18 protein-coding genes are annotated in these 13,250 nt (G+C 27.1%); 10 read left to right on the top strand and 8 right to left on the bottom strand.

The features are described from left to right. Positions 1-9: 9 nt before the first annotated feature. Together ACFO3U_RS12040 and ACFO3U_RS12035 are read left to right on the top strand one after the other, a co-directional pair. Positions 10-495 carry a hypothetical protein gene (locus tag ACFO3U_RS12040; protein WP_379742675.1) on the top strand — a complete coding sequence of 162 codons (486 nt, stop codon included), beginning with the start codon at positions 10-12 and terminating at the stop codon, positions 493-495. A gap of 1 nt (position 496) precedes the next feature. Next, positions 497-1,954, top strand: a complete 1,458-nt coding sequence (locus tag ACFO3U_RS12035; protein ID WP_379742672.1) for a MoxR family ATPase — start codon at positions 497-499, stop codon at positions 1,952-1,954. A gap of 57 nt (positions 1,955-2,011) precedes the next feature. Here ACFO3U_RS12035 and ACFO3U_RS12030 read toward each other — a convergent pair whose 3' ends face one another. From ACFO3U_RS12030 to ACFO3U_RS12015, 4 genes are all read right to left on the bottom strand, one after another. Further along, positions 2,012-2,857, bottom strand: a complete 846-nt coding sequence (locus tag ACFO3U_RS12030) for a hypothetical protein (protein WP_379742669.1) — start codon at positions 2,855-2,857, stop codon at positions 2,012-2,014. A gap of 14 nt (positions 2,858-2,871) precedes the next feature. Next, positions 2,872-3,690, bottom strand: coding sequence for a 3-deoxy-8-phosphooctulonate synthase (kdsA, locus tag ACFO3U_RS12025; RefSeq protein ID WP_379742666.1), 819 nt, complete (start codon positions 3,688-3,690; stop codon positions 2,872-2,874). A gap of 95 nt (positions 3,691-3,785) precedes the next feature. Beyond that, positions 3,786-4,235 (bottom strand): 2-dehydro-3-deoxyphosphooctonate aldolase, encoded by a 450-nt coding sequence (locus ACFO3U_RS12020; RefSeq protein WP_379742663.1) that lies wholly within the window; start codon positions 4,233-4,235, stop codon positions 3,786-3,788. 1 nt (position 4,236) lies between these two features. Beyond that, positions 4,237-4,719: a DUF4199 domain-containing protein gene (locus ACFO3U_RS12015; protein ID WP_379742660.1), complete on the bottom strand. Its 483-nt coding sequence runs from the start codon at positions 4,717-4,719 to the stop codon at positions 4,237-4,239. Positions 4,720-4,805: 86 nt separating this feature from the next. Here ACFO3U_RS12015 and ACFO3U_RS12010 point away from each other — a divergent pair, with 86 nt between their 5' ends. From ACFO3U_RS12010 to ACFO3U_RS12000, 3 genes are all read left to right on the top strand, one after another. After that, entirely contained in the window at positions 4,806-5,363 is a 558-nt protein-coding gene (locus ACFO3U_RS12010; protein ID WP_379742657.1) for a YeeE/YedE family protein, read from the top strand. 2 nt (positions 5,364-5,365) lie between these two features. Continuing rightward, complete coding sequence (locus ACFO3U_RS12005; RefSeq protein ID WP_379742654.1) at positions 5,366-5,779, top strand: DUF6691 family protein; 414 nt, start codon at positions 5,366-5,368, stop codon at positions 5,777-5,779. Between the two features lie 99 nt (positions 5,780-5,878). After that, a complete protein-coding gene (locus ACFO3U_RS12000; RefSeq protein WP_379742651.1) occupies positions 5,879-6,307 on the top strand; it encodes a lipocalin-like domain-containing protein in 429 nt (142 codons plus the stop codon). A gap of 36 nt (positions 6,308-6,343) precedes the next feature. Here ACFO3U_RS12000 and ACFO3U_RS11995 read toward each other — a convergent pair whose 3' ends face one another. Both ACFO3U_RS11995 and prmA read right to left on the bottom strand, forming a co-directional pair. Beyond that, a complete protein-coding gene (locus ACFO3U_RS11995; RefSeq protein WP_379742648.1) occupies positions 6,344-6,619 on the bottom strand; it encodes an ATP-dependent Clp protease adaptor ClpS in 276 nt (91 codons plus the stop codon). Positions 6,620-6,659: 40 nt separating this feature from the next. Continuing rightward, entirely contained in the window at positions 6,660-7,493 is an 834-nt protein-coding gene (prmA, locus tag ACFO3U_RS11990; protein ID WP_379742645.1) for a 50S ribosomal protein L11 methyltransferase, read from the bottom strand. 111 nt (positions 7,494-7,604) lie between these two features. Between prmA and ACFO3U_RS11985 the strand changes: the two genes are divergently transcribed. Next, the gene (locus ACFO3U_RS11985; protein WP_379742642.1) at positions 7,605-8,192 is read left to right on the top strand and encodes a glutathione peroxidase; all 588 of its coding nucleotides are present in this window, start codon (positions 7,605-7,607) and stop codon (positions 8,190-8,192) included. An 18-nt stretch (positions 8,193-8,210) separates the two neighbouring features. Further along, positions 8,211-8,819 carry a hypothetical protein gene (locus tag ACFO3U_RS11980; protein ID WP_379742639.1) on the top strand — a complete coding sequence of 203 codons (609 nt, stop codon included), beginning with the start codon at positions 8,211-8,213 and terminating at the stop codon, positions 8,817-8,819. A 63-nt stretch (positions 8,820-8,882) separates the two neighbouring features. On the opposite strand, the gene ACFO3U_RS11975 is transcribed toward ACFO3U_RS11980, so the two are convergent. Continuing rightward, a complete protein-coding gene (locus tag ACFO3U_RS11975; RefSeq protein WP_379742636.1) occupies positions 8,883-9,224 on the bottom strand; it encodes a helix-turn-helix domain-containing protein in 342 nt (113 codons plus the stop codon). A gap of 116 nt (positions 9,225-9,340) precedes the next feature. On the opposite strand from ACFO3U_RS11975, the gene ACFO3U_RS11970 reads away from it, so the two are divergent. After that, positions 9,341-10,510, top strand: a complete 1,170-nt coding sequence (locus ACFO3U_RS11970; RefSeq protein WP_379742633.1) for a hypothetical protein — start codon at positions 9,341-9,343, stop codon at positions 10,508-10,510. Beyond that, complete coding sequence (locus ACFO3U_RS11965; protein ID WP_379742630.1) at positions 10,510-10,932, top strand: hypothetical protein; 423 nt, start codon at positions 10,510-10,512, stop codon at positions 10,930-10,932. Before ACFO3U_RS11970 ends, ACFO3U_RS11965 begins: the two co-directional genes overlap by 1 nt. Here the strand turns inward: ACFO3U_RS11965 and ACFO3U_RS11960 are convergent. Further along, positions 10,929-11,438 (bottom strand): GNAT family N-acetyltransferase, encoded by a 510-nt coding sequence (locus tag ACFO3U_RS11960; protein WP_379742627.1) that lies wholly within the window; start codon positions 11,436-11,438, stop codon positions 10,929-10,931. The two genes, ACFO3U_RS11965 and ACFO3U_RS11960, sit on opposite strands and share 4 nt — an antisense overlap. A 116-nt stretch (positions 11,439-11,554) precedes the next feature. Here ACFO3U_RS11960 and menD point away from each other — a divergent pair, with 116 nt between their 5' ends. Beyond that, positions 11,555-13,207: a 2-succinyl-5-enolpyruvyl-6-hydroxy-3-cyclohexene-1-carboxylic-acid synthase gene (gene menD / locus ACFO3U_RS11955; RefSeq protein WP_379742624.1), complete on the top strand. Its 1,653-nt coding sequence runs from the start codon at positions 11,555-11,557 to the stop codon at positions 13,205-13,207. The last annotated feature ends 43 nt before the right edge of the window (positions 13,208-13,250 follow it).

The raw sequence follows: 13,250 nt of genomic DNA, 5'->3' as shown, positions 1-13,250 counted from the left end.
AAAGCAATAATGAAAAAAATAATTCTATTCTCTATAGTTCTAATTTCAAATTTAACTTTTAGTCAAAATGATTCAAATTCATTAGCCTTAGATATTTATAATAGAAGATTTGAATTATCTAAACCATTAGTTCTACCAGATTATCCAGTCTTTAAAGATTTACAATTGAATACTATTTGGGAATGTCTAAATACATTAGAAATTATGTATAATGTGAAAGAAAAGATAGATTTTACAGATATAAGAAATCAAATATTTGATAGATTGAAAGAAATGGCAACAATATTAGCAAATGAAGGGACTTATTTTTATTTATCTAATGGTTTTGAATGTTATAATTGGACTTTAGAAAAAAATAAAAATTATTTAGAAACAAGAGAACTCTATAAATGTATCGGAGATTGTTCAACATCAATTGGCTTTAGAGAAGGAATTGATATTCTAAATAAAACGACAAAAAGTATTCAGGAAAGTAAAAAAAAAATAAAAAATTGAAATGAAAGAAATAAAAACATTAGGAGAATTAAAAAAATCAGGATACAAATCCCAAAACATAAAAGACGAATTAAGAACCAATTTACGTAACAAAATAAAAGCAGGTGAAACTACTTTTGAAGGTGTTCATGGTTTTGAAAACACGGTAATTCCTGAATTGGAACGAGCTATTTTATCACGACATAATATTAATTTATTAGGACTTCGTGGTCAAGCTAAAACACGTTTGGCTCGTAAAATGATAGAACTTTTAGACGAATATATTCCTGTTGTTGAGGGTTCAGAAATTAATGATGATCCATTAAATCCAATTTCTAGATTTGCCAAAGATTTGATTGAAGAAAAAGGTGATAATACTCCAATTACATGGTTGCACAGAAGTGAACGTTTCTTTGAAAAATTGGCAACTCCAGACGTTACTGTTGCCGATTTAATTGGAGATGTTGACCCTATAAAAGCAGCAAATTTGAAACTAAATTATGCTGATGAACGAGTAATTCATTTCGGAATGATTCCAAGAGCCAATCGTTGTATTTTTGTGATTAATGAATTACCCGATTTACAGGCTCGAATTCAAGTTGCGTTATTTAATATTTTGCAAGAAGGTGATATTCAAATTCGCGGTTTTAAATTGAGAATGCCTTTAGATTTACAATTTATTTTCACTGCGAATCCTGAAGATTATACTAATAGAGGAAGTATTGTAACACCTTTGAAAGACCGAATTGGTTCACAAATTTTAACGCATTATCCTGAAAGTATTGGAATTGCTAGAACCATTACTCAACAAGAATCAAAATTAGATCAAAATCAATCCGAAGCAGTTTATGTACCAGCTTTAGCTAAAGATTTGTTGGAGCAAATCGCATTTGAAGCCAGAGATAGCGAATTTATAGATGCTAAAAGTGGAGTTTCAGCTCGTATGAGTATTACAGCTTATGAAAACTTAATTTCCACAGCTGAACGAAGAACTTTATTAGCTGGTGAAGAAAAAACAACGGTAAGATTATCTGATTTTATGGGAATAATTCCTGCCATTACTGGAAAAGTAGAATTGGTTTATGAAGGCGAACAAGAAGGTGCAGCTACGGTTGCTCAATATTTAATTGGTGATGCTATTCATACTTTATTTCCCGGATATTTTCCAAAGATAGAAAAGTTGGAAAAAGAAAATGAAAAAAACGCTTACACGGATTTACTAGAATGGTTTTTCAATGAAAGTGGTTTTGAATTATTAGATGATGAAAGTAATGCTGAATATCAAAAAATACTAGATGATGTAAAACCTTTAGATGTTTTAGTCAAAAAATACCAACCTGATACACCAAAAGAAGATATTTATTTTATGAAAGAATTCATTCTTTGGGCTTTAGTGGAATATAAAAAACTTACCAAAAATCGAGTGAATTCGGGCTATCAATACAAAGATTTGTATAGTAATTTTATCAGTAAGTTATAAAAACAAAAAAGTCGTTTTAAATTAATAAAGCGACTTTTTTTATAAAGTTTAATATATTTAAATTCTAAAAATTCCACCAATATTAATTAATCTTTGAACAAACCAAAAGTTTTGTTCAGCTTTGTCTACAGGATTATTGGTTGTTCTAATATCGTTCATTTCTATATAACCTGTTTTATATTCTGCCTGAATAAAAAAGTGTTTAAAGAAAGTGAAATTTAAACCCACTTTTGCAGAAGCACCAAAACCAGACACATGAAAATCATCATGACGCTCCATAGTTAATACTTTTGCGTTAGTTTTTGGAAACAGAATACCACCACCAATTCCTGCTACTGTGTTTATCTGAAATTTGTCTGTATTAGGAAGTTTAAAAATAAAAGAAATATCATCTACTCTTGCTATTTCTGTATTAATATAGTTTAGACCATCTGTATGTTCGAAAGTTAAAAACTGGTAATCTAAAGTCAATTGATTACTTGATGGATTTTCATTGTAACTTCCAGCATTTGGATAATAACCAGAATAATTTACCCTTCTATCTTGATACATTACATATTTCATGTGATCAACACCAAGAGAAACGTTGTAATGATTACTAATATAATAACCAATTCTAAAATTGGTTTGTGGAATAGTCATTCTAGCCGGATTGATATAGTCTACATGCAATCCTTTTGGTTTATCGTGAGCTTCAACATCATAAATGGTAAAGTCATAATCAGCTCCTTTAAAACGAATATCTGATTTAGAATATGACTCTCTATTTCCTCCCCAATAAATATAAAATTTACCTTTGTTGTTTGCCGTGTATTTTTCAGGATTTTCAACTGTTTCTTGTGAAAAGGTGTACTGTGAAAAAACACAAAAAGTTAGTACAACCATTAAAAATGATTGTTTCATTAAAGTATAAATAATTAAAATTGATTTACAGTTTTACGAATTGCTACTAATTTGGTCATTAAAGCTTCAAAATAGTCTAAATGCAACATATTTGCACCATCACTTTTAGCATTAGCTGGATCAAAATGAGTTTCAATGAAAATTCCGTCTACACCAACTGCAATTCCTGCTTTTGCTATGGTTTCAATCATATCTGGTCTTCCTCCAGTTACACCAGCAGTTTGATTAGGTTGTTGTAGGGAATGTGTTACATCTAAAACAGTTGTAGCAAATTGTTGCATGGTCGGTATTCCTCTATAATCAACAATCATATCTTGGTAGCCAAACATTGTTCCTCTATCAGTTGCCATAACGTTTTCATTTTGGCAATCTAATACTTTTTGAACAGCATGTTTCATACTTTCTGGACTCATAAATTGTCCTTTTTTTAAGTTTACTGTTTTTCCTGTTTTTGCAGCAGCAACTACTAAATCCGTTTGACGAACCAAAAATGCAGGAATTTGAAGAATATCAACATATTCAGCAGCCATTGGAGCATCTTCATTAGTATGAATATCTGTAACAGTTGGAACTCCAAATTCTTTAGAAACTTTTTGTAAAATTTTTAAAGCTTTTTCGTCTCCAATTCCAGAAAAACTGTCAATTCTAGAACGATTTGCTTTTTTGAAAGAACCTTTAAAGACATAAGGAATTTCTAATTTATCAGTAATTTTTACTAGTTTTTCGGCAATTTTCATAGCCATTTCTTCGCTTTCAATGGCACAAGGACCAGCTAATAAGAAGAAATTACCACTAGTTGTATGTTTTATTTGTGGAATATTATTTATGTTCATAAAATATTGTTTTTGAAGTGGCAAAGATAAAAAGAAATACCTTCCAAACCGAAGTTTAAAAGGTTACTTATGTTACATTAAGACAATTTTAATATTTATGGTTGTTTTTTTATTGAAAAACCTTTTGGACAAACTACTTTTCCTTTTTCATACGTATTGAAATAAAAAGTCTGTTTTTTGGTAGAGCCTTCAAAATTAACCTCATACAAAGAAAGTAATCCAACTCCCATGTTAGAATGTTCAGTTGGAAAAGGACAGCAAGTTTCAGTCTTTTTAAATTCAATTTTTTCCCCATTTGGACCTTCTAAACCATTAAAATAGTATTTCACATAAGATTCTTCAGAAGCTGCACTCAATAATCCAATATTCACAGGATAATCGGCATCAACTCCGTATTTTGAATCTGTTGCGTATTCTGTGATTATAAACATTCCATTTTTAATAGGAGGTCTTATTGCATCATTATCAATATTTTTTATTGTTGATTTTGTACTGACACATGAAGTAAATGCTAAAATATATAGAATCAAAATTATTTTTTTCATTTTATTTGGTTTTAGATTTTATGAAAAAAGAAATAATTGCACTTAGAACTATTCCATTTGATAAGGTTGAAAAAGTATTGGTATAAATGTAGTTAGAAAACGAAAAATATTTCTGAGCATCTTCTAATGTCATTTTTGAATTTTCAACTTTATAATTAATAATATTTGAGAAAAAATCAGGGGAAATGTATTCAAATGTTATAAATAAAACAACAGGAGTTAGGATTGCAATAAGTAATGAAAGTATTGCACCAGATAAAAAACCTTGTTTCCATTCTATTTGATTGTTGTAGTAATCTTTCTTTTTATTTATAAGTGCTAAAATGTAAATTATAATAGTTACAATGCCAAAAAGCATAGTATAAATAGGTTGAAATTTAATTTTTTCAGTATGCCAACCCATAGTTCTTTCAAAATACATCCAAATTAATAAGCATATTGAATAAATAACAGCCCATTTTAATTCGATTTTAAATTTTTCCATTTTTTTATTTTAAATTAAAACGCTATAAAAGTAATAAATGTTTATCAAATTGAATACATTAATTATATTTGCTTAAAATTAAAATTATGGATTTTATATATGGAACTTGGCATTGGTCAATTTCAGGTTTTTTGATAGGAATGATAATGTTATTATTGGTTTATTTTGGTAAATCTTTTGGAATGTCATCTAATTTGAGAACACTTTGTACTATTGGTGGAGCAAAACGATTTAGTGATTTTTTTGATTTTGATTGGAGAGAACAAAAATGGAATTTAGCCATGGTTCTAGGGGCAATTTTAGGAGGATATTTTGCTACTCAATTCTTAAGTAGTCCAAATATTGTTAACATTAACCCTAAAACAATTGAACAATTAAGTAAGTTAAATATTGATGCACCAGAAGGGAAAATTGTCCCTGATGCTTTATTTAGTATAGAAGCGATGCAAACTCCAAAAGGATTTTCAATATTGTTAATAGGAGGTTTATTAATTGGGTTTGGAACACCTTATGCTGGTGGATGTACTTCAGGTCATGCTATTTCGGGTTTAAGTAATTTGCAATTACCTTCATTGATAGCTGTAATTGGCTTTTTTATCGGAGGGTTAATTACTTCTTATTTTATAATTCCTTTATTATTTTGACTATGAAATTATTTCGTTTTTTACTTGTTGGATTTATCTTTGGAATCGTTTTAACAAAAACAGAAGCTATTTCTTGGTATAGAATATATGAAATGTTTCATTTTCAATCTTTTCACATGTATGGTGTAATTTTTACCGCTATTATAACTGGAGTTATTGGAATTAGATTTCTAAAGAAAAGAGATATAAAAGACTATAAAGGACATTCAATTGAAATTTTAGATAAAGAATTAGCACCTTTTCGTTATATAATTGGTGGAATTATGTTTGGATTAGGTTGGGCATTAGTAGGTTGCTGTCCGGGACCAATTTTTGTTTTATTAGGAGCTGGAATTACTCCAATTTTAATTGTCCTTTTTGGAGCTCTTTTAGGTAATTTTATTTATGGTTTACTCAAGGATAAGTTACCTCATTAATTGTTGTTGTAGTACTATAAATATTTTTTTTGTATTAGTTCGATATGTAAGAAAAAAAATACTTTTGTAAAATATTAAACAAATAGAAAATAAAAAAAGATGAAAAAAATGAAAAAATTGTTGATACTGTTTTTACTAGCATCAGTAACGATTGTTTCTTGTAACAAAGATGATGATTCAGGTTCAGGTTCAATTGAAGGAAATTGGGAATTTTCAAAATATGGAGGTATTTTGTCTGGACAAGAATTTTTAGTTGATTATGAACATACACCAGGTTGTAATAAAGATTTTATTGAAATTAAATCAGGAGGTGCTATAGTTGATCATTACTTTTATGATGATGGTGATGGATGTTATGAAGAAAGTGAAACAGGAACTTGGGTAAAAGATGGAAATTCTTTTTTGGCGACCTATTCAGGTTATACTGAAGGTGGTGAAATATTAGAATTAAACAATACAACTTTGAAAGTTAAAGCGACTGATCCTGATACAAATGAAGTAGGAATTATTGTTTTTACCAGAAAATAAATTTAAAAATCCCTTTCAAATTTGAAAGGGATTTTTTTATTGTATTTCTGCACTTAAACCAGCATCGAGTAAAGAAGAACATTGTGGTTTTAGTTCTTCATAACTTCCTGTTTTAACAGTGCATCTTCCTTTATAATGAACTAGAATAGCACATTGCTCGGCTTGTTCATTAGTATGATCACAAACTCTGATTAATGTATCAATAACATGATCAAAAGTGTTTACATCATCATTGTATAAAACAATTTCATTGTTGTTTGATATCTCTTCTAAGACATCAACTTCTTCTTGTATTTTTTCTCTAGTACTCATTTCTTTTTGGTAATAGGTTATGGGTAATAGGTTTATAATGCTAATTTACATATTTTAAAGATACCCAATTATTTCTTTCAAACTTTTTAACATATGTTAATCCTTTGCTTGTGCAAGATTCATCAATAAATGGAATGTCTTCTGTATAAAAACCACTGAATAAAATTGTTCCTTTTGGATTTAGACAATCTACATATTGTTGCATATCATTCAATAAAATATTTCTATTGATATTAGCAATTATTAGATCATATTTTTTTCCAACTAACAATGAAGCATCACCTTGATATACTTTAATCTCTTTGCAATTATTGCGTTCTGCATTTTCAATTGAATTCAAATAGCACCAATTGTCAATATCGATTGCATCAATAGGTTTTGCTCCTTTCATTTCGGCTAAAATGGCTAAAATGGCTGTTCCGCAACCCATATCTAAAGTTTTCATATTGATAACATCAGTTTCTAATAAATGTTGAATCATCATATGAGTTGTTTCATGATGACCAGTTCCAAAACTCATTTTTGGTTCAATTACAATATCAAACTCAGCATCTGTCATCGAATGAAAAGGTGCTCTAACATGGCATTTTCCATCAACATCAATAGGTTCAAAGTTTTTTTCCCATTCTTCATTCCAATTTACTTGTTCAATTTCTTCAATTTTATAAGAAATTTGAAATTCCTTATTTTTTAAAATTGAAACATCATCTAATATATTTTCAGACCATAATTCTTTTTGAACATAAGCCGAAATTCCTTCTTCCGTTTCCATGTAACTTTCAAAAGCTTTGTCTTCTAATTCAGCTACTAAAATTTCGCTTCCTAATTCTTTTGGACTAATTGTAAAATGATATCCTATATAATTGTTTGACATAAATTTATTTTTTGCAAAGGTAAACAAAGCTTTCGTTTTTTAGAATAATTTATCATTTGTTAACAACCAAAAACCTTTTGATTGTGTATATTTGAATAAAAAAGAAAAATTATGAAAAAATCATTTATTGCAATTGTCTTAACTACTCTTTTATTTAGTTGTCAAAATAAAGCACAAAATAAAGTTACTTCTGTTGCAAACAACAACTCAATTATGGCAAAAGAAACTATTTATCAATTTAAAGTAACGGATTTGTATGGAGAAGAATTTGATTTCTCTACTTTAAAAGGAAAGAAAATTATGATTGTTAACACAGCTTCAGAATGCGGATTAACACCTCAATACAAAGACTTAGAAACTATTTACGAAAAATACAAAGACAAAAATTTTGTAATTGTTGGATTTCCTGCAAACAATTTTGGTTCGCAAGAGCCAGGAAGTGATAAAGAAATTGCAGCTTTTTGCGAAAAAAATTATGGAGTAACTTTTCCAATGATGTCTAAAATTTCAGTAAAAGGAAATGATATGCATGAAATCTATCAGTTTTTAACTCAAAAAAGTAAGAATGGATTAGAAGATAGTGAAGTGCAATGGAACTTTCAAAAATATTTGATTAACGAAAATGGAGAATTAGAAAAAGTAATTGCTCCAAGAACTTTACCAACTGATGATTCAGTAATAAAATGGATTGAAGGTTAATTTTAAAATTATTTTTATATGATTAAACTATTAAAATTATTTTGTGTATTTCTACTGGTTTCAGCAAGTACTTCATGTGCAAAAAAATATGTTGAAGAATTAAAAAAGCCTTCAGAACCTATTGCAGATGCTTCAAAATCTGTAGTAGTGATTTCCAAAGATGAAGTTATTTTATATGAATTTGACAAAGAATTTTCCAAAAACTTTAAAGATAAAAAAGAATTTTCGGAGTATTACACAAACAATTTTGATAAACAATTAACTGTTAATAATCTTTTTAAAGAAGTTATTTCATCAGAAGGGAAATATGACATTGAAAGTATTTTTTCGAACAATAAGGTTGATTTAATAATTTCAATTGAAGATTTTAAAATTGCTGCCTATTTTGAAAGTTCTCAAAATAATAGTTATGCAGTAAACTTAGGAAATTCTTATAAAAAAAAGAGTTCTGTTAAAACTAGAATAAAGGTTTATGATAAAGTTTCAAAAAAAGCTTTTGCCGAGTTTTATGTAATAGGTGAATCAGATTATTCAGAAAGTGATTATAAAAAAATTGTTGAAAGAGCCACTGAAAAATCTATTGAAAACACAATAGAATATTTAAAAACTGGAAAAATTAAGTTCTAATTTTTTAAAATCAATTGCATAAAAACTGTATCCAGCCATTTATTAAATTTATAGGCTGATTCTTTAATTATCCTTTTTTAGTAATTCAATCATATTATCTAGCTTATTAAATAATTCAGTTATTAGAGTTGAGGGTGTATTTATAGTTATTTCATAACCATTTATATTATCTTTAGAAGTGTCTTTATTCTTTTGTATTATTTTTATTTTTTTGTTATTATCAAGTAGAAAGTCAATAGGAATATCAAAATTATCTGCTATTTCTTTTAAATGAGTATGTTTAATAGTTTTACCTTTTTCCCAATTAGCTACTGTAACTTGGCTTACACCAATTATATTACCAAATTCTTGTTGAGTAATTTTTCTTTGTTCTCTTAATTTCTGAATTTTTGTTCCAACTTCCATGTTTTTTTTATCAAATTTAATAAAATAAGATTTATTATTGTAATAATAATTTTTATTATGAAGAAATATTTTTTTTTAATCCAATTTTGGTAATATTAACTAAATTTTTTTATATTATGAAAATTAAAAATTGTCTTTTAGGTTTTTTTTTCTTGTTAATTTTATCAAATTGTGATAAAAATGAGTCCACAAATGAATTTAATGATAGTCTAACTATATTCGGAAAAAATTATAGTTTTGTTAACTATAGTAAAAGTGAAAGTTCACCAACTATTTTCGGTATAAATGATAAGATTTCTTCCAACTTTCTGTATGTTTCTGAAAATGATTTTAACAATGTTTTGGTTGAGTTAAAAGAAAAATTTAATATAGAATATAACAAAAATAATAAAATAATTACTTTTTTCGGAAATGGTTTAGAAATAAGAAATATTAATGAAATAAAAGGTATTTCTGTTATATCAACTGGAGAAGATGGTTATTTCCAAGAAATATTTCAAACCAAAGGAAATAATTTAAATAAATTAGATAAATATTCAAAATCATATGATTTTTTATTAACTCAACATTTTGGATATATGTCTAAAGTTATAAATGCTAATAACAATTCATTTGTAAGTATAATTTGTTTGGAGAATAGTAAAATTAATAAAAGAAAGGGTTTAAAAAATAAGCTAAATATTAACAACATTAGTATTCTTTATCCAGAAATAAAAAATGATATATTATTTTCAAAATTAAATATTTCACATGCTTGTACAGAATGTTCTGGTAATGATGGTTTTTGTGCTTTTGATGAGGGTGTTAGAGATGTGATTTGCAATGCTTCATCATATATAGAAGATGGAGGAACTGAAGAAGGTGAAGAACCAATATGTGGAAGAAGACAAGTTAAGTCTGATGATGAGGATATAAAAGGAAGAGATGCAATGTATTATATTAAGTATTTCATTTTTAGTAATTCAACCAAGGGAGAAGAATATGTTGATATGTATTACGCATTAAGTCAGTTATTTGAAGATAATAATTTATATAATACTAATAGAGATGAATTAAAACTTTTGTTTGATTTTATTGAAAGTAAAGCTATTAAGTTTGTTTTCTCAGACAATTCAACAATTATTCTTAATAATTCAGATGCTACATATTTACAATCCTTAATTAATAAATATAAAGTTTATGATAGTAGTTCAGTTTATCAAAACATTTTTAATAAATTTGAAATAGATTTACAATCATATAAAAACAAAACTAAAGGAGAGATAATATATCAATTAAATAATTAATGAAATCAAATTTTTTAATTTTTCTTATTTTACCATTCATGTTAAGTTGCAAAAATCAAATTTGTGGAACTTATGAAATTCTTGATAGCACAAAATTTGAAAAAGAAATATTACAAGAAAAATTAGATTCACTAAAATATTTAAGAAAAAATAAAGGTAAATATATTTTAACATTAAGATGTGATAGTGTTTTTTATTTAAAAGACATTAATAGCGATAATTCTGTTAATAATTTTAAAGGAAGATGGAATTATAATAAAAACAAAATTTCATTAATTTATGTTCAAAATAATAATCATATTAAAAAAGATTTTTTTATAAATAAAAATACTCTTTTAAATATTCAGAAAGTAAAACTTTGTGAAAATGATGAATATATAAATAATATAACATTTTTAACTAAAACTAAAAATCCTGATTAATCAGGATTTTTTTTTAAAATTAATTGCATAAAAACAGTATCCAGCCATTTATTAAACTTAAAGGCAGATTCTTTAATAACACCAACAGTTTCAAATCCAAACTGTTTATGAAATTCCACACTATTTTGATTTTCGGCATCAATAACCGCAATCATAGTGTGGAGTTTTTGTTTTTTAGCCAATTCAATTAATTCAGCCAATAAAAATTTTCCCAAACCTTTTCCTTGATGATTTATCGAAACATACACCGAATGTTCAACCGTAAATTTATAACCTTCTTTAAAACGAAAAGTTCCATATGTTCCAAAACCAGCAATTTCATTATCAATTTGAATAACAATTAAAGGAAAACCTGATTTTGTTTTCTCATCAAAAATTTCTTTTTGTTGTGCTAAAGTTCTAGGCTCATAATCATAAATAGAAGTAGTATTTAGAATATTATAATTTACAATTTCTAAAATTGATTCTAAATCTTTTTCAGTTGCTTTTCGAATGATATAATTCATTTTTATAAGGTTTCAGAGTTTCAAAGTTACAAAGTTTGAGAATGAAAATTACTAATTACTAATCACTATTTACTAATCACTCTAATTCGTATATTTGTAATTCAGAAAATTTAAAAATGATTTATCCAAAAATACCTTTAGCTCAAAGTGTAATCGAAATTTTTAAAGCAAAAGGAATCCATCATATTGTAATTTCTCCAGGTTCAAGAAATGCACCTTTGACCATTGGTTTTTCTAATCAACAAGAGACTTTTAAATGTTATAGTATTGCAGACGAACGTTGTGCTGCTTTTTTCGCATTGGGAATGGCTCAACAATTAAACCAACCTGTTGCAGTTGTTTGTACTTCGGGTTCAGCTTTGTTAAATTATTATCCAGCTGTTGCTGAAGCATTTTACAGTCAAATTCCTTTGATTATTGTTAGTGCTGATAGACCTCAAAGCAAGATTGATATTGGTGATGGACAAACTATTCGTCAAGAAAATGTTTTTGCTAACCATAGTTTATATAATGCGAATTTAACTGAATATGCTTCAAACGAAAACGATATTAAAATTAACGTTGCCATTCATGAAGCTATTGTGAAAAAAGGGCCAACACACATCAATGTTCCGTTTGAAGAACCTTTGTATGATTTGGTTACTGAACTTTCGGTTGAACCAAAATTGCTTCCTTATGAAAATGAAGTTAATGATTTTTTTTTAGACAAAAAGTTCATAGAAAACTGGAATTTTGCAGCAAAGAAATTAATTTTAGTAGGAGAATTAAAACCAAATTCTATTGAAAATTCAATTATTGAAAAGTTGGCAAAAGATGATTCAGTTGTAGTTTTAACTGAAAAAACTTCTAATTTGCATCATGAAACTTTTATTGATACGATTGATACTTTGATTACTCCATTTTCAGATGAAAATTTTAAAGATTTTCAACCTGATATTTTAGTAACTTTTGGAGGAATGGTTGTTTCAAAGAGAGTTAAAGCTTTCTTGAGAAAATATAAACCTAAAGAACATTGGCATATTGATGAATTAAGAGCTTATGATACATATGGAAGTTTATCTGAACACTTTCAAACAAATCCAAACAGTTTTTTTAAGCAATTATTGATTGATAAGAATTCTTTGGTTAGTAATTATAAGCCAACTTATTCTGCTGTTAATCAACTTAGAAAAGAAAAGCATTCAAAATATGTTGCTGAAATTCCGTTTTCAGATTTTAAAGTTTTTGAATTTGTGAGTCAACATTTACCAAAAGACATTCAATTACAAGTTAGTAATAGTTCAGCTATTCGTTATTTGCAGTTAGTTGATATTGATACATCTATCGAAGTTTTTTGCAATCGTGGAACTAGTGGAATAGATGGTTCAACTTCAACAGCCATTGGAGCAGCTTTGCAATATGATAAACCAACTATTTTTATTACTGGAGATATTAGTTTCTTTTATGATAGCAATGCTTTGTGGAACAACTATATTCCAAAAAATTTCAAAATTATATTGATAAACAACTCTGGTGGTGGTATTTTTAGAATTTTACCAGGTCATCAAGAAACGGAAGTTTTTAATACATTTTTTGAAACTTCGCATCAGTTGAATGCATCACATTTAGCCAAAATGTTTGGATTTAATTACTTTGATGCCAAAGATGAAAAAAGTCTTGAAAACAAGTGGCAATCATTTATAAATCAAAATAATATTCCTTCTATTCTCGAAATTTTTACTCCTGAGAAAATTAATGATAAAATATTGATTAACTATTTTAAAAGTTAATTTTTTTAACTAAATTTGGGTTCACTATAAATAAAAAACTATA

Source organism: Flavobacterium ponti, from assembly GCF_042652765.1.
Taxonomy (GTDB): domain Bacteria; phylum Bacteroidota; class Bacteroidia; order Flavobacteriales; family Flavobacteriaceae; genus Flavobacterium; species Flavobacterium ponti.
The sequence above is the reverse complement of the archived record's forward strand: the minus strand, read 5'-3'. Positions and strand labels throughout refer to the sequence as shown.